This is a genomic window from Citrobacter sp. 172116965 (assembly GCF_013458095.1).
Classification (GTDB): domain Bacteria; phylum Pseudomonadota; class Gammaproteobacteria; order Enterobacterales; family Enterobacteriaceae; genus Citrobacter; species Citrobacter braakii.
Map to the genome: position 1 here is coordinate 4,111,063 of NZ_CP046673.1, position 23,835 is coordinate 4,134,897.

At 53.7% G+C, this 23,835-nt stretch carries 17 protein-coding genes; 4 read left to right on the forward strand and 13 right to left on the reverse strand.

Annotated elements, in window-relative coordinates; all coding sequences use genetic code 11:
* Positions 1–38: 38 nt before the first annotated feature.
* Entirely contained in the window at positions 39–1,292 is a 1,254-nt protein-coding gene (amiC, locus tag GPJ68_RS19960; RefSeq protein WP_016154266.1) for an N-acetylmuramoyl-L-alanine amidase AmiC, read from the reverse strand.
* A gap of 235 nt (positions 1,293–1,527) precedes the next feature.
* Between amiC and argA the strand changes: the two genes are divergently transcribed.
* A complete protein-coding gene (argA, locus tag GPJ68_RS19965; protein WP_008785703.1) occupies positions 1,528–2,859 on the forward strand; it encodes an amino-acid N-acetyltransferase in 1,332 nt (443 codons plus the stop codon).
* Positions 2,860–2,905: 46 nt separating this feature from the next.
* On the opposite strand, the gene recD is transcribed toward argA, so the two are convergent.
* The 12 genes from recD to rppH all read right to left on the reverse strand — a co-directional run bounded on the left by recD (position 2,906) and on the right by rppH (position 21,260).
* Positions 2,906–4,726, reverse strand: coding sequence for an exodeoxyribonuclease V subunit alpha (recD, locus tag GPJ68_RS19970; protein WP_104651245.1), 1,821 nt, complete (start codon positions 4,724–4,726; stop codon positions 2,906–2,908).
* Entirely contained in the window at positions 4,723–8,268 is a 3,546-nt protein-coding gene (gene recB, locus GPJ68_RS19975; RefSeq protein ID WP_180836955.1) for an exodeoxyribonuclease V subunit beta, read from the reverse strand. Before recB ends, recD begins: the two co-directional genes overlap by 4 nt.
* Complete coding sequence (gene ptrA, locus GPJ68_RS19980; RefSeq protein ID WP_180836957.1) at positions 8,261–11,149, reverse strand: pitrilysin; 2,889 nt, start codon at positions 11,147–11,149, stop codon at positions 8,261–8,263. The genes recB and ptrA overlap by 8 nt, the downstream gene beginning before the upstream one ends.
* A gap of 179 nt (positions 11,150–11,328) precedes the next feature.
* Positions 11,329–14,697, reverse strand: coding sequence for an exodeoxyribonuclease V subunit gamma (gene recC / locus GPJ68_RS19985; protein ID WP_172860678.1), 3,369 nt, complete (start codon positions 14,695–14,697; stop codon positions 11,329–11,331).
* A gap of 12 nt (positions 14,698–14,709) precedes the next feature.
* The gene (locus GPJ68_RS19990; RefSeq protein ID WP_046276132.1) at positions 14,710–15,033 is read right to left on the reverse strand and encodes a prepilin-type N-terminal cleavage/methylation domain-containing protein; all 324 of its coding nucleotides are present in this window, start codon (positions 15,031–15,033) and stop codon (positions 14,710–14,712) included.
* On the reverse strand, positions 15,018–15,425 hold the full coding sequence (locus GPJ68_RS19995) for a DUF2509 family protein (protein ID WP_180836959.1): 408 nt from the start codon (positions 15,423–15,425) through the stop codon (positions 15,018–15,020). The genes GPJ68_RS19990 and GPJ68_RS19995 overlap by 16 nt, the downstream gene beginning before the upstream one ends.
* Complete coding sequence (locus GPJ68_RS20000; protein WP_016154273.1) at positions 15,422–15,985, reverse strand: prepilin peptidase-dependent protein; 564 nt, start codon at positions 15,983–15,985, stop codon at positions 15,422–15,424. Before GPJ68_RS20000 ends, GPJ68_RS19995 begins: the two co-directional genes overlap by 4 nt.
* On the reverse strand, positions 15,976–16,446 hold the full coding sequence (locus GPJ68_RS20005; protein ID WP_047359083.1) for a prepilin peptidase-dependent protein: 471 nt from the start codon (positions 16,444–16,446) through the stop codon (positions 15,976–15,978). The genes GPJ68_RS20000 and GPJ68_RS20005 overlap by 10 nt, the downstream gene beginning before the upstream one ends.
* Positions 16,447–16,629: 183 nt before the next feature.
* Positions 16,630–17,424: a thymidylate synthase gene (gene thyA / locus GPJ68_RS20010; RefSeq protein WP_003033990.1), complete on the reverse strand. Its 795-nt coding sequence runs from the start codon at positions 17,422–17,424 to the stop codon at positions 16,630–16,632.
* A 6-nt stretch (positions 17,425–17,430) separates the two neighbouring features.
* Positions 17,431–18,306: a prolipoprotein diacylglyceryl transferase gene (lgt, locus tag GPJ68_RS20015; RefSeq protein WP_095716002.1), complete on the reverse strand. Its 876-nt coding sequence runs from the start codon at positions 18,304–18,306 to the stop codon at positions 17,431–17,433.
* Between the two features lie 164 nt (positions 18,307–18,470).
* On the reverse strand, positions 18,471–20,717 hold the full coding sequence (gene ptsP / locus GPJ68_RS20020) for a phosphoenolpyruvate--protein phosphotransferase (protein ID WP_016157379.1): 2,247 nt from the start codon (positions 20,715–20,717) through the stop codon (positions 18,471–18,473).
* A gap of 12 nt (positions 20,718–20,729) precedes the next feature.
* On the reverse strand, positions 20,730–21,260 hold the full coding sequence (gene rppH, locus GPJ68_RS20025; protein ID WP_003825602.1) for an RNA pyrophosphohydrolase: 531 nt from the start codon (positions 21,258–21,260) through the stop codon (positions 20,730–20,732).
* A gap of 684 nt (positions 21,261–21,944) precedes the next feature.
* On the opposite strand from rppH, the gene mutH reads away from it, so the two are divergent.
* The 3 genes from mutH to ygdR all read left to right on the forward strand — a co-directional run bounded on the left by mutH (position 21,945) and on the right by ygdR (position 23,792).
* The gene (gene mutH / locus GPJ68_RS20030; RefSeq protein WP_016157380.1) at positions 21,945–22,640 is read left to right on the forward strand and encodes a DNA mismatch repair endonuclease MutH; all 696 of its coding nucleotides are present in this window, start codon (positions 21,945–21,947) and stop codon (positions 22,638–22,640) included.
* A gap of 75 nt (positions 22,641–22,715) precedes the next feature.
* Positions 22,716–23,429 carry a TerC family protein gene (locus GPJ68_RS20035; RefSeq protein WP_016154277.1) on the forward strand — a complete coding sequence of 238 codons (714 nt, stop codon included), beginning with the start codon at positions 22,716–22,718 and terminating at the stop codon, positions 23,427–23,429.
* A 144-nt stretch (positions 23,430–23,573) separates the two neighbouring features.
* Positions 23,574–23,792 carry a lipoprotein YgdR gene (ygdR, locus tag GPJ68_RS20040; RefSeq protein WP_000758660.1) on the forward strand — a complete coding sequence of 73 codons (219 nt, stop codon included), beginning with the start codon at positions 23,574–23,576 and terminating at the stop codon, positions 23,790–23,792.
* Positions 23,793–23,835: the final 43 nt, after the last annotated feature.

Consider the following 23,835-nt stretch of genomic DNA (forward strand, 5'->3'; position numbering starts at 1 on the left):
TGCGGTCCATAAAAAAAGCGCTTTTCAGCGCTTTTTTGTTATCCCCTTCTCGCCAGCGTCGCGCCATCGGCAAAGTAGGCTTTGATCCCCGCCAGAATCGACTCTGCAACTTCCTGCTGGAAGGTCGCAGTTTTGAGCTTACGCTCTTCCTCAACGTTACTGATAAATGCGGTTTCCACCAGAATAGACGGAATATCCGGCGCTTTAAGTACCGCAAACCCGGCTTGTTCAACCTGGTTCTTATGCAGATTGTTAACTTTACCGAGCTTATTCAATACCGCTTTACCAAACTTCAGGCTGTCGGCGATGGTCAGCGATTGCACCATGTCGAACATGGTATGGTCGACGTAGCGATCGCCGCTCTTGCTGACGCCGCCAATCAAATCCGAGGCGTTCTGAGTTTGCGCCAGATATTTCGCGGCGGTGCTGGTCGCCCCTTTAGTCGAGAGCGCAAATACCGACGAACCTCTGGGCTGTCGACTGGTAAATGCATCGGCGTGAATAGAGACAAACAGGTCTGCACGCTGCTTCTGCGCTTTCGCCACGCGGACTTTAAGCGGAATGAAGATATCTTCATTCCGCGTCATAAAGACCTTCATGTTGCCCTCTTTCTCTATGAGGGCTCGCAGGCGTCGGGCAATCTGCAGCACCACATCTTTTTCACGCGTCTTGTATTTCCCCACCGCACCGGAGTCCTCTCCGCCATGTCCTGGGTCGAGCATAATGACAATGGGACGATCGCGCCCCGCTTTACCCGGCTGCGGGCCACTTTGCGCAGGCGGCACCTGTTTGTCCAGATCGCCCTTGTTGTATTCTTCCAGCAACGCCAGCAGCGGATCCTGAACATCCTGGGCATTCGCGGGATAGAGATCCATCACCAGACGTTCTTTAAAGCCTGCCACCGGAGCCAGCGCAAAAAGTTGCGGCTTCACATTCTGTTTCAGCTCGAACACCATCCGCACGGTCTGTGGGTCAAACTGCCCGACGCGCGCCGATTTAATATACGGATCGTCAGGACGGATCTGCGCACCCATGCCCTTGAGCACCGAGTTCAAATTAACGCCTTCAATATCCACAACCACACGCTCAGGATTACTCAGGGCAAACTGTTTGTATTTCAGCAGACGGTTAGATTCTACCGTGACGCGGGTGTAGCTGGACGCTGGCCAGACACGTACGGCAACGACCTGACTCATGGCAGCCAGACCAACTTGGCTGACGCTCAAAAGCCACATAGCACCCGCACCTTTCAGTAAACGGCGGCGACTGATTGCTGAATTGGATCCCGACATGCTTCTCCCGAGCAAAAAGAAATCTTTATTGAGGTAATACGTAAAACGTCTGAATTGACCGGAAACTTTAGCGAATGACGCATAATCTGTCATCTATAAAAGGGTAAACATTCTTTTTATATTCACGGCATTACTGAGAAAAATCTTCGGCATGGGTAAAAATTACGCTTGCGCACAGCGTCAAAACAGAATAAAAATACATAAATTACGAATAATCATGCAATGAGGGTGTGCCGTGGTGAAGGAGCGTAGAACCGAACTGGTACAGGGATTCCGCCATTCTGTTCCCTATATCAATACCCATCGGGGAAAGACGTTTGTCATTATGCTGGGCGGCGAAGCCATCGAGCATGAAAACTTTTCCAGTATCGTCAATGACATTGGCCTTCTTCATAGCCTCGGCATCCGCCTTGTCGTGGTCTATGGCGCACGACCGCAGATTGATGCCAATCTTGCGGCGCATCATCATGAACCGGTGTACCACAAGAATACGCGCGTTACCGACGCTAAAACCCTGGAGCTGGTCAAACAGGCGGCAGGGTTACTTCAGCTTGATATTACCGCCCGCCTGTCAATGAGCCTGAATAATACGCCATTGCAGGGGGCGCACATCAATGTGGTCAGCGGTAATTTTATTATCTCCCAGCCGCTGGGCGTTGATGACGGCGTGGATTACTGCCATAGCGGACGTATTCGTCGTATTGATGAAGATGCCATTCACCGGCAGTTAGACAGTGGCGCGATTGTGCTGATGGGTCCGGTCGCCGTTTCCGTCACCGGTGAGAGCTTTAACCTGACTTCAGAAGAGGTCGCCACGCAGTTGGCTATCAAACTGAAGGCAGAGAAAATGATCGGCTTTTGCTCCTCTCAGGGCGTCACCAACGATGATGGCGATATTATTTCCGAGCTGTTTCCTAACGAAGCCCAGGCGCGCGTTGAGTTGCAGGAAGAGAAAGGCGATTACAGCTCCGGCACAGTGCGCTTCCTGCGTGGGGCAGTGAAAGCCTGTCGCAGTGGGGTACGGCGCTGCCATCTGATCAGCTATCAGGAAGATGGCGCATTGCTGCAGGAACTGTTCTCCCGTGACGGGATCGGTACGCAGATCGTAATGGAAAGCGCCGAGCAGATCCGCCGCGCTACCATTAACGATATCGGCGGGATTCTGGAGCTGATCCGCCCGCTGGAGCAGCAAGGCATTCTGGTACGTCGCTCCCGCGAACAACTGGAAATGGAGATCGACAAATTCACGATTATTCAGCGCGATAACCTGACCATCGCCTGCGCCGCTCTGTACCCTTTCCCGGAGGAGAGAATTGGCGAAATGGCGTGCGTGGCGGTGCATCCGGACTACCGTAGCTCATCGCGCGGGGAAGTATTGCTGGAGCGGATCGCCGCGCAGGCCCGGCAAATGGGACTGAGCAAACTGTTCGTGCTGACCACGCGCAGCATCCACTGGTTCCAGGAACGTGGTTTCACGCCGGTGGATATCGACCTGCTGCCGGAAAGCAAGAAAGAGATGTACAACTATCAGCGGCGGTCAAAGGTGCTGATGGCGGATTTGGGGTAGTGGTCGTTGCCGGATGCGGTATAAATGCCTTATCCGGCAACGAATTTTATTGATTAAACAACGCAGACAATCCGCTGCGACGTTCGGTGCGGGTGGCAATGGCGTTACTTAATATCCGCTCATCGGCATACAGTGACAGACGCCGGCGCGCGCGGGTGACGGCGGTATAGACCAGCTCGCGGGTAACCACGGGTGAATGCTGGCTGGGTAAAATCAACGCCGCATGGTCAAACTCAGATCCCTGCGATTTGTGCACGGTCATCGCCCAGGTGGTTTCATGTTCAGGTAAGCGACTGGGCTGGACTGATTTGATAGAACCGTCCGGCAGCGCAAACCACACCCTCAGGCCCTGTCCACGATCGAGGGCAATGCCGATATCACCGTTAAATAATCCCAGCGAACTGTCATTGCGCGCGATCATCACCGGCCTTCCCTCATACCAGCGGCTATGCGTTGAACGATGAATTTTACGTTTTTGCGCCATCACCTGCTCAAGGCGTTCATTCAAACCACCCACGCCAAACGGACCTTCACGCAGGGCGCACAACAGCTGATACTCATTGAAGGCCTGAATGACGGCATCCGGCTCAGCGCCCTCTCGCAGTAAATCCAGATAGTGCCCATAACCCGCCAGCGCCTCATCCAACATCGCGGCGTAATCTTCGCTGCTATGTAGCGTGCGTTTTTCGATGTCGCTAAACCCCTGCTGGAAGACCGTTTTAAGCGCGGCTTTGTCACCACGATTAATCGCAGCAGCCAACTGACCGATTCCGGAATCGCTACCGAAACGGTAACTCTTTTGCAGCAGACACAAACTGTCGCGCAAAGCGGCGGCCTGAGTTCCCAGACCTGCCGGAATAGCGCTTCCGGTCAGACGACTGAGCTGGCGGGCGCGTTCCGGGGTAAACCCGTCACCGACGAAAGCACAGATATCCCCCAGCACCGCCCCCGCTTCGACGGAAGCGAGCTGGTCACGATCGCCAAGAAAAATCACCCGCCCGTGCGGCGGCAGCGCATCGATAAGGCGCGACATCATCGGCAAATCAATCATCGAGGCTTCATCCACCACCAGCACATCCAGATGCAGCGGGTTTCCCGCATGATGACGCAGGCGCTGACTGCCTGGCTGAGCGCCTAATAATCGATGCAACGTACTGGCGTCATCGGGAATGCGTTTCTTTTGCTCTTCGGTTAACGGCAGTTCTCGTAGCGCTGCGCCCAGCGAGGCAGTCAGGCGCGCTGCCGCCTTTCCAGTAGGAGCCGCCAGACGAATACGGCAGCGTTCCCCCTCCGCCATCTGAATCAACGCCGCCAGAAGCCTCGCAACTGTTGTCGTTTTTCCGGTCCCCGGCCCGCCGGAGATCACCGATATACGACGGGTCAACGCCACCGCAGCGGCCACTTTTTGCCAGTTAACACCTTCCGCTGGTGGAAACAACGCCGCCAGCGTGTGGGTAAGCCGTTGTTCATCCACCTCAATGGCGTGGTTAACTTCACTGAAAAAGCGAGCCACCGCCCGTTCGTTATGCCACATCCGGTTCAGATACAGGCGATCGCCGTGCAGCACCAGCGGCGTGGGTTGCTCACCACGGCTTACCACCCCGGAGGCCAGCAAACATTCCGTCCAGTCTTCTGGCTCCCCCACTTCAGCGAGCCAGGCGCTTAAAAGGGGATGGGCATCCTCGCTCAGGGATAACCGTGAAAGTGGTAAGCAGACGTGCCCTTCACCTGCTTCACGACTAAGCAACGCCGCCGCCAGCGCAACGGCAGGGTTATCATTTCCGGCAACCGCCAGCGCAAACTGGGCATCCAGAGGCCGGAGCTGTTTTTGCTCCACAGCTTCCAGTAATCGTTTCTGGATTGTCATGACATCTCCTCCAGTGGCGCACCGACAAACATCTCGTCCATCAAGGCGATTAACTCCCCGTCAGGTCGGGTCGCGTAAATTCCCTGTTGCGGATTTTCACTGCCAATGCCACGCAAGAAGAGATAAATAACGCCGCCAAAATGGCGTTCATAATCATAATCAGCAATGCGATGGCGCAAGTAGCGATGCAGCGCCAGGGTATAAAGTTGATACTGCAGGTCGTAGCGATGCGCCTGCATGGCAGAGGCCATCGCCTGCTGCGTATACGCTGAGCTGTCTTCCCCCAGCCAGTTCGATTTGTAATCGAGAAGGTAATAACGCCCCTGGTGGCGGAAAACCAGGTCAATAAATCCTTTCAGCATGCCGCGTACCTGCATAAATTCCAACGCAGGGCACCCCGCGGAGAGCGGATCGTATTGGCGAATTAACGCATCAAGTTGGCTGGCCATCAGCGGCTGCGAAATCGGCAGGTAAAACTCCATCTCCACCTGTTTTTCACCCGCGGAAAGATGGCTCAAACTCACGCCCGTCTCGTTGAGAGGTGCCTGCAAAATGGCGTCCAGCCATTCGGTCAAAACCGGCGTCCAGTGCGCGTCATAACCGCCCAACGCCAGTTTTTCCTCGACCCAACGCGGATCTACCGGTTGAGTAAAGTCGAGATCTTCAAACAGGCTATGCAAGAATGTACCTGGCGAAGCGCCGCGCGGGAACTGATGCGGTGTAAGCCCTGACTCTTCAATAACCTCACCAACGCCTGCAGCATCAATATCCAGTCGCGGGATCAGATCCTGCGCGATTCCATGCCCACGCTGTTGCAGACCGGAATAACTGGTCACGCGCCAGCTATCGCCGGGCGTACGCTGCAGTATTTTCGCACTCAGTTCGCAGCTAACAGCTTGCGCAACTTGCCAGCGTTCACCGTCAGGCTGCGCAGGCGTCTGGCAGGCAATATCATCACTGCACAACGCTTCAATCGCACTACGCAGACCCGCGGCATCCATCGGCTCACCTTTTTGCAACAGGCGACCAAGGGCGCTGTGATGTACATCGGTATCCCCTTTTTTATCGCCCCGACGTCGCACCAACGGCGCCACGCCAAGGCTGCAGTGCCATACCGAACGGGTTAGCGCGACATAGAGCAAACGCAGGTCTTCCGCCAGACGCTCCGCTTCAGCCAGCTCAACGCTCTCTTCGGCATCGCTGAGATCCAGCATGGCTTCAAAAGAGCTGCGATCGTGGTAGAAAGCCTGATCCTGGACGCGGAAATTCGTGATAAACGGCAGCCAGACCAGCGGATACTCCAGCCCTTTAGATTTATGGATAGTGACGATTTTGACCAGATGCTTGTCGCTTTCCAGCCTGAGCTGCTGGCTGGACGCGTTGCTGTCGGGTTCAAGAATATGCTGGGAAAGCCAGCGCACCAGCGCATGCTCGCTTTCCAGCTGCGAGCCTGCTTCCTGCAACAGTTCGCTGATATGTAAAATATCGGTCAGGCGGCGTTCGCCCCCCGCCGTCGCCAGCAGGTTTTCCGCAATCTGGCGGGTTGTCATCAGCGCGCGCAGCATCGGCATCACGCCGCGTTTATGCCAGATCTGACGATAGCCATCAAACTCTTCGACCACCGCATCCCAGGCATTTTCGTCGTTATTTAACGCTTCAAGATCCTGCGCATTCAGCCCCATCATTGAGGTCGCCAGCGCGCTACGCAGCGTGTTCTCACGCTCCGGCGTCATCACCGCCTGCAGCACCCACAGCAACTCCCGCGCTTCCAGCGTTTCAAATACGCTGTCACGGTTGGAAAGGTAGACGGAGGGAATTGCCAGCTGTGTCAGCGCATCACGGACCAGTGCCGCCTCCTGGCGGCTACGAACCAGTACGCTGATGTCCGACGCGCGTACCGGACTGGATGTTTTACCACTGACCAGTTGCGCAGCGCCAGACTGCCCGGCCTTAAGCCAGTCGCGAATTTGCGTGGCGCACACCTGGGCCATGTAGTTCTGATAATCGCCTACGCCGCAGCTTTCCCCTTCCATCAGCCACATGCTCATGGCTGGCTGTGTCTCACCGTGTAAAACAAACCGAAACGACTGGTTTTTTTCTGCAAATTTTACCGGGCTAAAGGGGATTTCGCGGAACATAAAGGCGTCATCCATCTGGCTGAAAAGCGTATTTACGCTATTGACCATGCCGGGGGCCGAACGCCAGTTGGTATCGAGCGTATAGTGTGCGCTGACCTCGCTGCGCGCCTTCATATAGGTGAAGATATCCGCGCCGCGAAACGCGTAAATCGCCTGTTTTGGGTCGCCAATCAGCAGCAGTGCGGTATCCGGCTGATGCTGCCAGATCCGGCGAAAAATACGGTACTGCTGCGGATCGGTATCCTGAAATTCATCGATCATCGCGACCGGAAAACGGGTACGGATAGCCGTCGCCAGCGCATCGCCGCTTTCACTGCGCAACGCTGCATCCAGACGGCTGAGCATATCGTCAAAGCCTAGCTCACCGCGGCGTCGTTTCTCCTCGGCAACCGCTGAACGGATCTCCGCCAGCGCCCGGGTGATCACCAGATCGCGGAGAGTTAACGGTTCGCTAAGCAGTTCATCAATAGCGACAAACAGCGGGTGCTGAGGGGTTATTCCGCCCGCTTTAGTGCGCTCTTCCAGAAAACGCTGTGAGAATTTCTCCAGCGCGTCAGGAAGCTGATAACTTTGGGTTTCTTCTTGCGCCCATGCTCTGATCTTTTCGATCCACTTGCCCTGGTTACCACGATTAAATTTACGCCGGTCGATCCCGGAGGCTTCCAGCAGGCCATCCAGCTCATCAACGGAATCACGCCATTGCTGCTTGATCTGGTTAATGCGCGTGAGAATTTGTTCGTGCCGGGAAGCCAGCGTTTCGTCATCAGACGGCGGAGCCTTGATGACCGGCGCTTCCCCCTGCAGATAGCGATCGATGTCTCTCAGCAGAGCCTGCGGTCCTTTCCACGTTTCAAAAATCACCTGCGCAATGTCGCGGGGTAGCGGATAGCAGTGCCGACGCCAGAAGTCCGCACAGGCCTGATAGCGCAGCAGCGATTCATCTTCTATCAGCTGCTGTTCGAACAGCATGCCTGATTCAAAGGCGTTGAGACTGAGCATACGCTGACAAAAGCCGTGGATGGTAAACACCGCCGCTTCATCCATCTGTCTTTCAGCCAATAGCAGCCACTGAGCGGCCTGTTTTTTATCGGCGATTTCATCTAACAAACGGGCATATAGCGGGTTGTCGGTCTTTTCACGCAGGCAGGCAATTCGCAGTTCATGAATGTTGCTACGAATTCGTCCGCGCAACTCTTCGGTGGCTGCCTCGGTGAAGGTGACCACGAGCAGTTCTTCAACGGTCAGAGGACGAGGAAAGGCGGCAGAGCCGCCCAGTCCAAGCAGTAAACGTAAATACAGGGCGGCGATGGTAAATGTTTTACCGGTGCCCGCAGAGGCTTCAATCAGGCGCTCGCCCGTCAGGGGCAAGCGCAGTGGATCAAGGGACTCAGCGGCATCATTCATTCTTATCACTCATCAGGGGTAAGGTTTGCTGCAACGCGCTGACTGTCTGCCACACTTTCCAGCCTTCCGGGTGCACATATTCTGCTTTCCCGTTCTGACTGCCGGAAACCTGTGACAGTATCGCCATGCCTTGCGGCTCAACCACCGCCTGATGGAAGAAGTCGGCAAGTTTTTGCGGCGTCAGCAGTTTAATCTGAGCCACTATTTTATCACGTGAATCGAAGCGCATATTGCCGCGATCAAAATCTTTGCTTAACTGTGAGGCTTCTTCCCCCAGCGTTTGCGGCACCTGCAGCATTTGCGCAATAATCGCCTGCTGAATTTGCGCAAACTCTTCAGGTTTCATCGCCCGCAGCTTCGCTTCCGCCGTCGGGAAGAACGCTTTATAACGCTCCCAAAGATAAGACGGCTGCTTATCATTGCTTTGCAGCAGGAACCCCATTCCCCACTGACGGCCGATACTCATCGGGAAAGCAAATACAGCGTAGCCTAACTGCTCTTCAGTACGCAGTTGATTGTAGAACCACGGCTGAACAATCTGCCCTAACATGGCGCTGTAGGCTGAACTGGCGTATTCATCGTATCCGGTTGGCACAAATACCGCCGCCAGCGCGGAGTCCGTGCTACTGCCTGCTTTTTCAAAGATGACGGACTGCTTCTTGTCCACAACCACATCTTTATTGCGACACCACTGTGACCCGTTAGCGCCAAGCTGTTGTTGGATATCCCGCGCCATGGTCGTCGCCTGAGCTTCGCTCATATTACCAATTACCAGGAATTCAGGCCGCGCACCGGTTTTTAAGGCGTCGCGGTACGCCATCACCTCTTTCAGGGAGATGGAAGGCAATAGCTTACGGCGCTCATCGCGTGAGAAGTACGGCACCTGAGAAAGCATTTGCACTGGCATAATTGCCTGATCGTAGGCTTTACCCTTCTCTGCAGAATCCATCATCTGGGCATACCAGGATTTCGCCTGTTCCAGCTGTTCATCCGTTGAGGTGTAGCTGAAATAGCCGCTCAGCAGCGCCTGAAAAAGCTGCGGCAGACGTTGGGTGTAGCCGTTGGCGTTAAGCATCAACCCGTTGTTAGCGTTGGTAGAGAAACCAATTCCGCCTACCGACGCCTGGTTGCTTAACTGATCGAGCGCAATCCCCGCCAGGTAATCGTTAAGTGCGAATAATACCTGGTTGCGAGCGCTGTCCATGGCCTTCGGGTTACGCAGGATCACGCTGACGTCAGCCTTCGGCTCACTGGCAAAATACTGGCTCGGCGCATACACCACGCGTAGATCCGGCTCATCAACGATCAGTTCCGGGTGAGCGTATTTTTTATCCGTTTTAATCAGCGTGAAATCATCCGGAATGTAGGGGTTCAACTCCGGTAACGACAGCGCAATGCCCTGCGCTTTTTGCTGCCAGTCGGCAAAGGTTTTGTCGCTGATTTTATCCACCAGGTAAGGCGCATCGACAAAATAAGCGGTTTTATTATGCGGTTCTTTCGCACTGATATACCAGATACGCGCATTCTGTGGCGTCATCATTGCCAGGCGTTGCTCAACGGCTTTCACATCGTACTGGTCGGCAATATTCACCGCATCCAGCGTATGTTCGACAGGAACGCGGATCATGGTATCAGCCAGCCATTCCACGTAGTCCATATCACGGGTGATGGAGGGATAACGGAAATCGAGATCCAGTACGTGCGCCAGTTCGTCAAAATAGCGTTTATCGACGCCTTTATCGCGTAACAGATTGAGATAACTGAAAATTGCCGCAACAACTTCATCGCGGTTCGCCAGCCCTTTGTCGGTTAACGTCGCGGAAATGGCTAACACGCCGCTGTTCCCATTGACCACCGGATCGGAATCCGCACGAATACCTTCAACCAGTCCCTGCTTTTGCAGCCAGTCAGACAACGTGCCAGGGCTACGATTACCAATCAGATAGGTCACCAGCTCATCGGTTTTACTGCGGAACTGCGCGCTGTTGTTATCGATACGAAACTCGACGCGCAGTACTTTACGCGGCATTGCCGGAACATAGTGGATGATGACGCCCTTTTGCGCCTCGGTGACTACCGGTACGGTAATTTCAGGCTTTGCGATATTTCTGTTCGGTACGCGTCCAAAGGTGTCAGCAGCTATCCGCGCCAGCTCTGGCAGCGGCTTATTGCTATAAATCACCGCCTTCATCAGGTTCGCGGAGTAGTACTTTTCATGAAATTTTTGTAATGCCTGCACCACCGGGTTTCCCGGTTTATCGCTTAATGTCTCGAGATTTCCGCCGGAGAAACGCGAACCAGGGTGCGCCGGGTTGATGGTCTCAGCACTCACCTGCGCCATACGCATCCCGTCTCGGGTACGCGCCAGCGTCAGCTCGGAGTTAACCGCGTTACGCTCACGATCGGCATATTTTTTATCCAGCAACGGATCGGCAATAGCGTCCGCCAGGCGATCCACCGCCCCCACCAACGCGTCGTTTTCGACTTCAAGATAGAAGGCCGTACGGTAAGGCGCGGTGCTGGCATTGTGGCTGCCACCGTGCATTTTCAGGAATTCAGCCAGACTGTCCGGCTGTGGGTATTTTTTCGAGCCCATCAGACACATGTGTTCGAGATAATGCGCCAGCCCCTGATGCTCGTCCGGATCTTCCAGCGAGCCCACGGGAACCACCAGTGCAGAAAGGGATTTCACAGCCTGAGGATCGGATACCAGCAACACGACCATGCCGTTATCAAGGCGCACGGCCTGATACTGGCGGGTGTCTTTATCGCTTTTACGGATGGTTTCAGCTAAAGGCTGCCAACCGGTATCTGCCTGACTTACGGGAACCCAAAGGGCGACGAACAACAGTAATGCGCTGAACCAGGTGCTGCGGGGCATTCACAAACCTCATCATTAACGTATTCACCTGTTCACAGCAAAGCACGCATAAATACGTGGTCTGAACAGGGCAAGACTATGTGCTGAACGAGCCAGCATCCTCTCTTTGTAAGAATCAGTCCGTGACAGAATGCGCATCATAGTGGAAGCCATCGGACTGCGCAATTTTTATACAATCATCATGACTGATTAAAGCGAAAAATCGGTAACAGGTAACGCTGAGACTGTAAAACAATGGTCTCCAGCGTAGCCGCATCCAGTTGACGCCAAAGACGCTGATACCAGATATCATCACCTTCACCCCGTACCATCATGTTGCCTTCATAGGCCTGCAGAAACTTACTGCGCGCTTTTTGCAACGTTGCATCGTCATCTAACATGGCATCATTTACGGCGTCATAACAGGTTTTTATCCAGGCGCCGCCGCTTTCGGGCAATACCAGCAATGGTGACGACATGCCTTCCCGATACCCGTCAATGAGCTGCGACAGGTACAGCAGCGCCTGCTCTGCATCCAGTGGCGGAAAACGCCATTCCCCGTCTTTACGCAGGAACAACCGGCTCTCTCCCGTACCGCCACTGGCACAATAGACAAGATGTTCCAGCCAAAGTTGCACACCCTGCGCAATGCTTATCAAAGATGGGCGCCAGCGCAACAAACCGTCCTCTTGCACCTGTGGCAGCCAACCGGTGATTTGCACGCCGTTACAGTTAAGATCGATTTCCATACTCTGGCAGGGCTGACGACAGGCGATAATGCGTTCAGCCAGCGACTGCATCTCCTGACGCTGCGTATCCCACAGAATTTCGCCAAATGGCCCATAGGGAAGCGTGCCCGCCGCACGAAAACGGCGAAACAGTTGTTCAGCATCCTTCTCTTCAACCAGCGTGTTAAGCAATTGCTGATTAAGCTGATAGCGGGTTAATCCTTCAAGAGTGAACGGTTCCGTTTCCGGGATCTCACTTTCTTCAGAGCGGAAGTTGACCCTCAGCCGCATCTGGAAAAAAGCCCTTACCGGATGAGCCCAAAATCGCTGCAGCGTTTCCAGCGTCAGCGTTTCAGGCATCTCAAAGGGAAGCGTCTGGACAAAATCCGTGTGCGCTTTTCCTGACAGGCTCGCCGCAGGCAGCCATTCCCGGGCATAGCTTTGCTGTTCGCCCGGCAGATAGTTTTGTGCATCAAAGGGCATACGGGTATGCAAACGGGTAATGTGTGCTTTTACCTGGGCCTCGCTTTGATCGCAGGTCAATGATTCATCGCCCGGCAGATAGTGGCTTTGCCCGATGTAGTCCATCAGTTCCTGCACCAGTACCGACGGGAAGCGCTCGCTGTTGTCCTGAATGGAGCGGCCAATGTAGCTGATGTAGAGCGTTTGCTGTGCTGAAATCAATGCTTCAAGAAACAGGTAGCGGTCATCATCACGACGGCTGCGATCGCCCCTCATCGGTTTTTGACTCATCAAATCAAAGCCCAACGGTGCAAGCTGACGCGGATAAACGCCATCGTTCATACCCAGCAGGCACACCACCTTGAAAGGAATAGAGCGCATCGGCATCAGCGTACAAATGTTAACTGGCCCCGCCAGGAAGCGCTGGCTAATGCGCTCCTGGTCAAGACGCTGGGCCAGCTCATCTCGCAATAGAGAAAGCGGTATGGCATCACCATACTCAGCCCCCAGACCTTCAGTGATAATGGCCTGCCACTGCTGTTCAATCAGTGTCATCGCCGCTTCGGTATCTGCATCCGGCAGGAAGAAATCATTAAGCATGTCCCGACAAACGGGCAGCCACTCTTCCAGCGAGCGCTCCTGCGCTAACCCTCTACGCCAGAGATTGAGCTGCATCAGCAGCGAGGCCAGATGCCCTACCAGCTCGGCAATCAAACCGTTGGACTCATCGTATGGCAATACCGATTGCCACTCGCCCTGCGCGCTTTCCATCGCGTAGCCGAGCAGCATGCGCGTTAAACCAAATTGCCAGGTATGCTGACCTGTAGGCGGAAGTTCCAGTTCACGCACGTTATCGTCGTCAATTCCCCAGCGAATCCCGGATTCATTGACCCATAAACGAAGATAGCGCAGCCCTTCTTCATCGATATTGAAACGCGCCGCCAGGACGGGTACATCCAGTAATGCCAGCACATCCTCTGAGACAAAACGGCTATCCGGCAGTGACAGCAGGCTAATAAAGGCCTGTAAGACGGGATGAGACTGGCGCGCCCGACGGTCGGAAATCGCATAAGGTAAGTAACGCTCAGCTGGCGCGCTGCCAAAGACCGACTGAATAAATGGGCTGTAGCTGTCGATATCAGCCACCATCACAATAATATCGCGCGGTGTCAGCGTGGGATCCGCTTCCAGCATTGCCAGCAGGCGGTCATGAAGAATTTCTACCTCGCGCTGTGGACTATGACAAACATGGAAAGTCACGCTGGTGTCGTTTAGTTCAAGCCGTCGTTTATTGTCGCTACGCGAATACTCTTCAAGCGTAACGCCCGCCACGGCATGACTTTCAAGTTCCAGAATATCCGATTGAATATTATGCAAAAGATTGTCAGGTGTTATATCGACAAACGCATCCAGCTCCTGACTATTTTCCAGTTCTGAAAGCAGATAAATGTAATCGCGCCCCAGTTTGCCCCACGAGGCCAGCATCGGGTTGCCCACATCCTGTTCACCATCGCTGTTAAACACCCCTTCGGCTTTCTGACTATCGCGAAACAGCGGCAGATGGCGTTCTTCAAAGCTGTGCCGACGCTGACGCGCCATCAGCTTCGCCAGCCAGGCGGGATCTTTTATATCTCCCCAGTAGTAGCGACAAGGGTTGGTAAACAGCAGATGAATATCAATGTGCTTGCCCAGCGCCTGCAATGCCTGCAAATAAACCGGCGGCAGCGCTGAAATGCCGCAAATAAAGACGCGAGAAGGCAGTCCCTGCGGGCACTCGGACGCACTTTCCAGAGTCTGAATAAATCGTTGGTATAAATTGGCGCGATGCCAGCGCGGCTGGCCCAATTCCTCGGTGTGTTCCACCAGCGCTTTCCACAACGGCGCCTGCCAGGCTTGAGATTCGCCGAGTCCCTCAACCAGTCGCCCGGCTTCCCACTGGGTCAACCACTCAGGTCGATAGACTAAATACTGGTCGAAGAGGTCAGCCGCGCGCGAGGAAAGCTGAAACAGCTTACGTTTATCGGTGTCGTCCGTCAGATAGTGGCGCAGCAATGCGAAGTCATCGCCATCCAGCAATTGCGGCAACAGCGTCATCAACTTCCAGCTCATGCTCTGTTTGCTGAACGCGCTCTCTTTCGGGATATCCGGCAGCACGCGCACAAACATATCCCAGATAAAACTCGCGGGCAGCGGAAAATCGATGTTGGCGGCAATACTAAACTTCTGTGCAAGGGTCATTTGTAGCCACTGCGCCATACCGGTACTTTGAACCAGGATCATCTCAGGTTCAAAAGGGTCGTCCAGCCGCTCGCGCTCAACGATAAATTCCATTAACGCTTCCAGCACATCCAGACGATTGGAGTGGTAGACCCTTAACATAGCGACTCCTGACTACTGATGATTCGGGCAATGCAGACGCGTCATCTGACCCTGCCTGCCCAAGGGTGAAGAAATTTTAACGTTGATGCTGACACATCCCGCGCTCGTTGTCTGCATTCGGTTAACCTGCCAGTTCAAAGGCAATGAAAACTGATACCGCTGGGTTTGCTGCCAGGCGTGACGCCAGAGTTGCTGATACTGGTTTCTGATGATAAAGCTGTTCATCAGCGCCCGCTGGTATCCTGACAGCGCGGTCACAATCATGATCATCAGCACCATTGCCAGCATCACTTCCGGCAGGCTAAAGCCACGCTGTCTGTTCAGGGGATCTGACATAGCGCCTGCTCCTTTAGCGAACAAAAATCGCTCCAGCCATGCACCGAATATTCGATATTGTCATCAATAATCGCCCCCTGCCGCCATAACGATACCCCTTCATAATGGACTATTAGCAGCACGAAATTATTAGTAAGCAGTCGCAGGCAAACCGCGGCATCCTGCGTGGTATAACGCCGACACTGTACGGCGAGTTGTAAGCGCCAGGGCTGCATACGCCCCCATTCCATCGCGGATTGCACCACCGCCTGGCGCTGCAGAGCCTGACTTTGCACGACCACTCGCGAAGCAAAACGGGACTCCTGCCTGCTAACGCCTTGCAGCAGAAGGCTACCGAGCACCAGTAGCAACAAGACCATCGCTAAAGATGAAACGCCCCGCTCACGGTTCACAGGTTGAATCCTGTCACGCTGTAGACTGCTTCAATAACCTTTTGTGGTTCGGCATTGTTCACTCCGCGCAAACGCAGCGTAAGGAGCGGGGAATATCCGCTGATATTCAGACGTTCGACCTGAAATGCCTCAATCTGTATCGTGGCTGGATCGGTCATTTTCTCCCACCCTTTTCCATTGCAGTCCGTTACTCCCCGCAGGGTCTCCAGTACCTTGTCCTGTAAACGAAATCCAATCGTATCGGCCTCTTTCGCGGGACTGCTCTCCCAAATGCCGTTGCTATTGGCATCCCAGCGCGCAATGACACAGTCGCCCTTAGCCGATATCTCCAGCCCTTCTCCGACACAGTTTCCGCGGCAGTACCCTGCCCGCTGAAGATGCTTCGCCACGGTGTATACCCGCTGCCATATTTCATCTTCAAGCGCTAACTGTCGCGTGTTGCGCAGGATCTCTCGCTGCAGCGCGGGTAAAAATCGCGCTGAGCTAAGCAATAAAACGCTGCTAATCGCCATAGCAATCAGCACCTCCAGGAGTGAAAAGCCCCGTTCATTTACTGACATAACCTGGCCTCATCTTTCTCGCAAAGCCTGATTCGCCCCCAGCCTGACACCACCACGCGCCATTCCCCTGTCGTATTTTTCAGGCGAATATGTCCAGCCCATGCCGTATTGCGCAGACCAAAAAAGGCCAGTGAAGGCGTTATCTCTGCCATTTCGACATCGTCCCAGGGCGGTGTAAAAACCAAGGGCGAAACGGGTAGACACGTGGTTTGCACAGCAGCAGAGCTGACAAAACACCAGGATGTGCCATCCCGAATCACGCTGATGACGTGATCGCGGTTACGCCAGTTAGCATCTTCACGCAGTTGCAGCAGGTAATCTCGCACCTGAATGGCGGTTTGCCATAGCCGCTGTTGCTGTTGCCAGCGCTGCCAACCATACAGCCCCGAGGCGCCAAGCGCCGCGACGATCAGCATCGCAATCAGGGTTTCGATAAGCGTGTAGCCGTGTTGTTTTTTCATGTCGCCAGTATGGCGTGAGGAAAATGAATAACGAGCGGGAAATTCGGTTTCTACGGCGAGCTACGAGGAATATTTGTCGCGTTGCAGGTCGTTGCAATATTTCAGGAACCCACGCCGAAGAACGCGATTTGAGACAAAAAAAACCGACGCACACGGGCGTCGGTTGTGACAGCATGAAGCCGATTAGATAGCCACTGGCGCTTTAATACCAGGATGCGGATCGTAGCCTTCAATTTCGAAATCTTCGAAGCGATAGTCAAAGATAGATTCAGGCTTACGTTTGATGACCAGCTTCGGCAGCGCGCGCGGTTCGCGGCTAAGCTGCAGATGCGTTTGATCCATATGATTGCTGTACAGGTGCGTGTCGCCGCCGGTCCAGACAAAATCACCCACTTCCAGATCGCACTGCTGCGCCATCATGTGTACCAGCAAGGCGTAGCTGGCAATGTTAAACGGCAAACCGAGGAACACATCGCACGAACGCTGATACAGCTGGCAGGAGAGCTTGCCATCCGCCACGTAAAACTGGAAGAACGCGTGGCACGGCGCTAGCGCCATTTTATCCAGCTCACCGACGTTCCATGCAGAAACGATAATTCGGCGAGAGTCCGGGTCATTTTTGAGCTGGTTTAACACCGTGGTGATCTGGTCAATATGGCGACCGTCTGGCGTAGGCCACGCACGCCACTGTTTGCCATAAACCGGGCCCAGATTACCGTTTTCATCCGCCCATTCGTCCCAGATTGAGACGTTGTTTTCATGCAGGTAGGCAACGTTGGTGTCGCCCTGCAAAAACCACAGCAGTTCATGAATGATCGAGCGTAAATGACAGCGTTTAGTCGTAACCAGCGGGAACCCTTCCTGCAGATTAAAACGCATCTGATGACCAAAAATGGAAAGCGTTCCGGTTCCGGTACGGTCGTTTTTCTGTGTGCCTTCATCCAGCACTTTTTGCATCAGTTCTAAATACTGTTTCATGGTTCCTCAGGAAACGTGTTGCTGTGGGCTGCGGCGGTACGCCCAAACCATCATAATAATGCCTGCGACAATCATCGGGATTGAGAGGATCTGTCCCATGCTGATGTACTGTACCCAGGTGCCGGTAAACTGCGCATCCGGCTGGCGGAAGAATTCAACGATAATACGAAACGCGCCATAACCAATCAGGAACAGACCGGATACCGAACCCATCGGGCGCGGTTTACGAATGTACAGATTAAGAATGATAAACAGCACAACGCCTTCCAGCGCCATCTCATAAAGCTGTGAGGCGTGGCGCGGCAGCGAGCCGTAGGTATCAAAAATAGACTGCCATTGCGGGTTAGTTTGCAGCAGTAAAATGTCTTCGGTACGGGAGCCCGGGAACAGCATGGCGTACTTGAAATTCGGATCAACGCGTCCCCACAGCTCACCGTTGATAAAGTTGCCCAAACGCCCTGCGCCCAGACCAAACGGAATCAGCGGGGCAATGAAATCAGAAACCTGGAAGAACGAACGCCTGGTGCGTTTGGCGAAGATAATCATCACCAGGATCACACCAATAAGCCCACCGTGGAAGGACATCCCGCCGTCCCAAACGCGGAACAGATACAGCGGGTTATCGAGGAATAACGGGAAGTTATAGAACAGTACGTAACCAATACGCCCTCCAAGGAAAACCCCGAGGAAGCCCGCATACAGTAGATTTTCTACTTCATTTTTGGTCCAGCCACTGCCCGGACGATTAGCACGGCGCGTCGCCAGCCACATCGCAAAAATAAACCCCACCAAATACATTAAGCCGTACCAGTGAAGCGCGACGGGTCCGATTGAGAAAATGACCGGATCGAAATCCGGAAAATGCAGATAGCTACTGGTCATCTGTCACCACAAGTTCTTGTTATTTCGCTGAAGTCAGACAGCAATTGATAAGCGCGCCTGCATAATGCAGGCGCTCCAAAGGTGCGAATGATAGCACATGGGGATCGCAGCGGATGCCGATTACAGTTAAAAGATATGTATACCTACTGTTACCAGCCCTCGATTCACAATCCCCCGCGAATCAGTCCCCCCATGCCACGGCGTTCCATAAAAGCCGCCACCTGATGGCGTACTTCTGTCGCCATCTGCGCTTCCAGACTGCGTTGCGCCAGCGTTTGCGCCTCATCAAAATCGATATGGCGCAGCAGATATTTAACGCGAGCCACGGAACGACCGTTCATCGACAAATGGCGAAAACCCAGGCCGATCAGAATGGCCACGCACATCGGGTCGCCCGCCATTTCACCGCACAATCGCAAATCGATACCGCTTCTTTCGGCTTCCTGCGCAATCATCGCCAGCACACGTAACATACCCGGATGCAGGCTGTCATAAATGCTGGCCACCCGCGTATTGTTACGATCGACAGCCAGAATGTACTGGGTGAGATCGTTGGTTCCGACCGAGATAAAGTCTATCCGGTTTATCAGGTGCGGCAGCATAAACACCATCGACGGAACTTCCAGCATGATGCCAATGCGCGGTTTTGGGATCGCGTAGCCGATCATCTCTTCCACTTCGCGTCCGGCGCGTTCAATCAAACGTCGCGCTTCGTCCACTTCATCAATGCTGGTGACCATCGGCAGCAAAATGCTCAGGTTGCCGGTTGCCGCGTTGGCACGCAGCATGGCCCGAACCTGGATCAAAAAGATCTCCGGCTGATCGAGCGTTATGCGAATGCCACGCCAGCCAAGGCACGGGTTCTCTTCACTGATCGGCATGTAGGGCAGTTGTTTATCGGCACCGACATCCAGCGTACGCAGGGTCACCGGCTTGTCGTTAAACATTTGCAGCATGCCCTGATACTGCGCAACCTGTTCTTCTTCCGAAGGAAAACCGCTTTGCAGCATGAACGGGATTTCGGTGCGATACAGGCCAATGCCGTCGATCCGGCTCCCCAGCTTCTCTTCATGCTCCGGGCTGAGGCCCGCATTGAGCATCACCTTCACGCGCTCGCCACTTTTCAACTGTGCTGGCTGGTTGACGTCATCTTCCGCCAGGCGGCTCAGCTCAATTTCTTCACTGATAAGACGCTGATATTCCTGGATCAATACCGGTTCTGGATCGACCAGCAGTTCACCGCGATAACCGTCCACTACCAGCGTACGGCGGTGTAACACCGATGGCTGGATATCGGCCCCCATGACGGTAGGGATACCCAGCGCACGAACCATAATAGCCGCATGAGAGTTGGCCGCGCCGTCCCGAACAACCACACCGACTAAGCGGTCCTGAGGAAGTTCCGCCAGCGTGGTGGCGGAAAGCTCATCCGCCACCAGCACAAAACGTTCCGGCCAGGTATTCGGCCCCTGGATCGAGTCGTCAAGATGGAACAGTAGACGCTGGCCCAGCGCGCGTAAATCTCCGGCCCGCTCTTTGAGGTAGTTATCACTTAGCGCGGCAAACTGTTCGGCAAACTTTTCAATGATCGTTTTAACGGCCCACTCGGCCACCGAACCGTTATCCACTTCCGCAAACAGCTCACGGCGCAGACGAGTATCGGAAAGCAAGTGTGAGTAGAGATCAAAAATCGCCGCCGTTTCTTTTTGCGCCCCGGCGGTAAAGCGTTTGCTGTAGCGGCGGAATTCATTCGCCGCCTCTTCCAGCGCACCGGTGAGTCGCTCGCGCTCAAGCACCGGATCCAGCGTTGAAGCCTGATAGACCTGCTCCATCAGCGGCAGCGTCGCATCCTGCCAGCCTTCGGCTATTGCCACGCCAGGGGCGGCGGGCAATGCGCGGATGCGCGTTTGCCGGTATTGGCCGAACAACGCGTTAAGCTGCGACTGCGAAAGAATCGCCGCCATTTGCGTAGCGAGCGTGACGAGGAAAGACTCTTCACTTTCATCGTACTGGCGCAATTCGCGCTGCTGGACCACCAGCACACCTAACAGCTGACGGCGCTGAATAATCGGTACGCCTAAGAACGCACGAAAGCGCTCTTCTTTTACCGAAGGGATGTATTTAAAGCTGGGATGTTTTTGCGCATCGGCGAGGTTGATAGGTTCCGCCAGCCTGCCAACCAGGCCAACGATACCTTCATCAAACGCGAGTGCGACAGTACGACCACGCGGTTTCTTCAGTCCCCGGGTCGCCATGAGGTAATAACAACGTCGATCGTGATCGGCCAAATAAACCGAACAGACCTCTGTATCCATCGCAAGACAGATGTCGGTAACCAGAATATTCAGCGCTTCATTCAGACGCGGAGCACTGGCCACCTTTTCGACTATTTCGCGCAGGCGGGTGAGCATAATTTGCGTAGCTTAACCTCTTTTACGTCTGTACGCAGGTGCGCTTTGCGGCTTAGGAGTGCTTTCCTGAAGCGCCATGACAACACTTGCGAATTCTTTCATCACCCTGCGATAGACATCGCGTTTAAATGACACCACCTGTCGAACCGGATACCAGTAACTCACCCAGCGCCAGCCGTCGAACTCAGGTGTACTGCTGGTTTGCATATTGATTTCAGCATCGCTGCTGACCAATTGCAGAAGAAACCATTTTTGTTTCTGGCCGATACAAACCGGCTTCGTGTCCCAACGCACCAAACGTTTCGGTAACTTGTAACGCAACCAGTTACGAGTAGAAGCAAGGATCCGTACATCTTTACGACTGAGACCCACTTCTTCAAAGAGTTCCCGGTACATCGCCTGCTCTGCTGTCTCTCCTGCATTTATCCCACCTTGCGGGAATTGCCAGGAGTGCTGACCAAATCGCCGGGCCCACATGACCTGCCCCTGGCGGTTACAAATTACTATCCCTACATTCGGGCGGTAGCCATCGTCATCAATCACCGGACTACCTCAATATAAACCTTATATACAAACGATTGTTTCACACTCCAGAGAGGCGGTAAACCACTCTGTTAAGGGCGCGATACTCTAATAACAATTGAATAACTCACAGCTAAGGGCGGAGTTATAAACAGAAGAAGGGCAAGCAAGGCGATTTTATTCACCTTTTCTGTGGATATAGTTGTGAAGAAGTACGGAATTACTATGGGAAAACCCAGAACAGTCCGAATAAGACATTCGTCACATATCAAAAATAGTCTTCTATATTCATAAAGTTAAAACCGTTCAGCGCAAATAAACCCATAGAAATGTGACGTATATCACGCACACGATCTTCAGGCTGATGAAAGATCGACCAGCGTTGGTTTTATCCACAGATTATGCCAATAAGTTAGGCACAATTTGTGTGAAAATTCGATTTTCGTCGCACGTCAAGGCTGTAAATTGAAACAGTAGTGGGGGTTTTTCACAGTTATCCCATCTTTCTGTGGATAACATGGTGTAAGATCCTGTTCATTGTCAGTGACCAGAATTGGAAAACCCGCTTCGCTGTTGCGCAACTCTGCGTATGTGAATCTAAAAACCAATATAAATCATAGAATTGAATAAAGCATGTGGAAAAAGATAAACTCTGTCCACACGGTATAAAATCTTTGCTCATTTTTTCACCTAAGGGTTAACCCGATGTCAGAACTCCATCCGCTGCTTTCTCCCCCTGAATCTGAAGCCCAGTTGTTGAGCCAGGCACAGCTGCTTTCGGGCTACGCGCTGGGAGAGTTGGCGGCAATGGCGGGACTCGTCGCCCCCAAGGATCTCAAGCGCGATAAAGGCTGGATTGGCGTGCTACTGGAAATCTGGCTCGGCGCCAGTGCGGGCAGCAAACCGGAGCAGGATTTTGCGGCGCTGGGCGTGGAGCTGAAAACAATCCCAGTGGATAGCCTTGGCAGACCGCTGGAAACCACCTTTGTGTGCGTGGCACCGTTAACCGGCAATACCGGCGTTACCTGGGAAACCAGCCATGTGCGACACAAACTTAAACGCGTTCTGTGGATCCCGGTAGAAGGCGAACGCAGCATCCCGCTGGCAGAGCGCCGCGTCGGCTCTCCCCTGCTGTGGAGCCCGAATGAAGAAGAAGACCGGCAATTGCGTCTGGACTGGGAAGAGTTGATGGACATGATAGTGTTAGGCCACGTCGAACGCATCACTGCCCGCCATGGGGAAGTGCTACAGCTGCGTCCTAAAGCCGCCAACGCCCGAGCGCTTACCGAGGCCATTGGCGCCCATGGCGAACCCATCCTGACCCTACCACGCGGTTTTTACTTGAAAAAGAACTTCACGCGCGCATTGCTTGAGCGACATTTCTTGTTCCAGGCGCAATAGGCACCGTCCGGTCTTTCACCCGCCGCGTTACGGGCCTATAATTACCGCTTCTTTTTTTTGGCAGGACTTTGTTCGATGTTATTTGCATGGATAACCGATCCTAACGCCTGGCTTGCGCTCGGTACGCTGACGCTGCTGGAGATCGTTCTTGGGATCGACAATATTATTTTCCTCTCTCTGGTTGTAGCCAAACTCCCGACAGCGCAACGCAATCATGCCCGACGTATTGGGCTTGCGGCGGCGATGATCATGCGTCTGGCACTGCTCGCCTCTATTGCCTGGGTAACGCGTCTGACAAACCCGCTATTCGAAGTGTTTGGCGAGGCAATATCAGCGCGCGACCTGATCCTTCTACTCGGGGGATTGTTCCTGATCTGGAAAGCCAGTAAGGAGATCCACGAATCCATTGAAGGTGAGGAAGAGGGGCTGAAAACCCGCGTTTCCTCTTTTCTGGGCGCGATTGTGCAGATCATGTTGTTAGACATTATCTTCAGCCTGGATTCCGTGATTACTGCGGTAGGCTTGTCCGATCATCTGTTTATCATGATGGCGGCAGTGGTGATTGCCGTGGGTGTGATGATGTTTGCTGCACGCCCGATTGGCGATTTTGTCGATCGCCATCCTTCGGTAAAAATGCTGGCGCTCTCGTTCCTGATTCTGGTCGGTTTCACGCTAATTCTGGAAAGTTTCGACGTCCACGTTCCGAAAGGATATATCTATTTCGCCATGTTCTTCTCTATTGCGGTAGAGACCCTGAACCTGTGGCGTAATAAAAAAAATCCGCTCTGATGAAATCCATCGCTCCCCGCACGGGGAGCGAATGCACGCCACACCTACCTCTTCTCACAGTTTAAGATTTTACTGCTTTCGCCATGCACAACTTCGCGTTATTACTAAACTATTGTCAGATGCAGGCCATGTGAGGATAAGCAGATGAAAAAATGGGCAGTTTTGATTTCCGCCGTAGGACTGGCTTTTGCCGTTTCCGGATGCAGCAGTGATTATGTAATGGCGACAAAAGATGGTCGAATGATCCTGACCGATGGAAAACCAGAAATTGACGATGATACCGGTCTGGTGAGCTATCACGACCAGCAAGGCAATGCGATGCAGATTAATCGCGATGATGTGTCTCAAATCATTGAACGCTGATGGTTGAGGTCAGCAGTGCGCTGGCCTTAACAATTTTACTTCC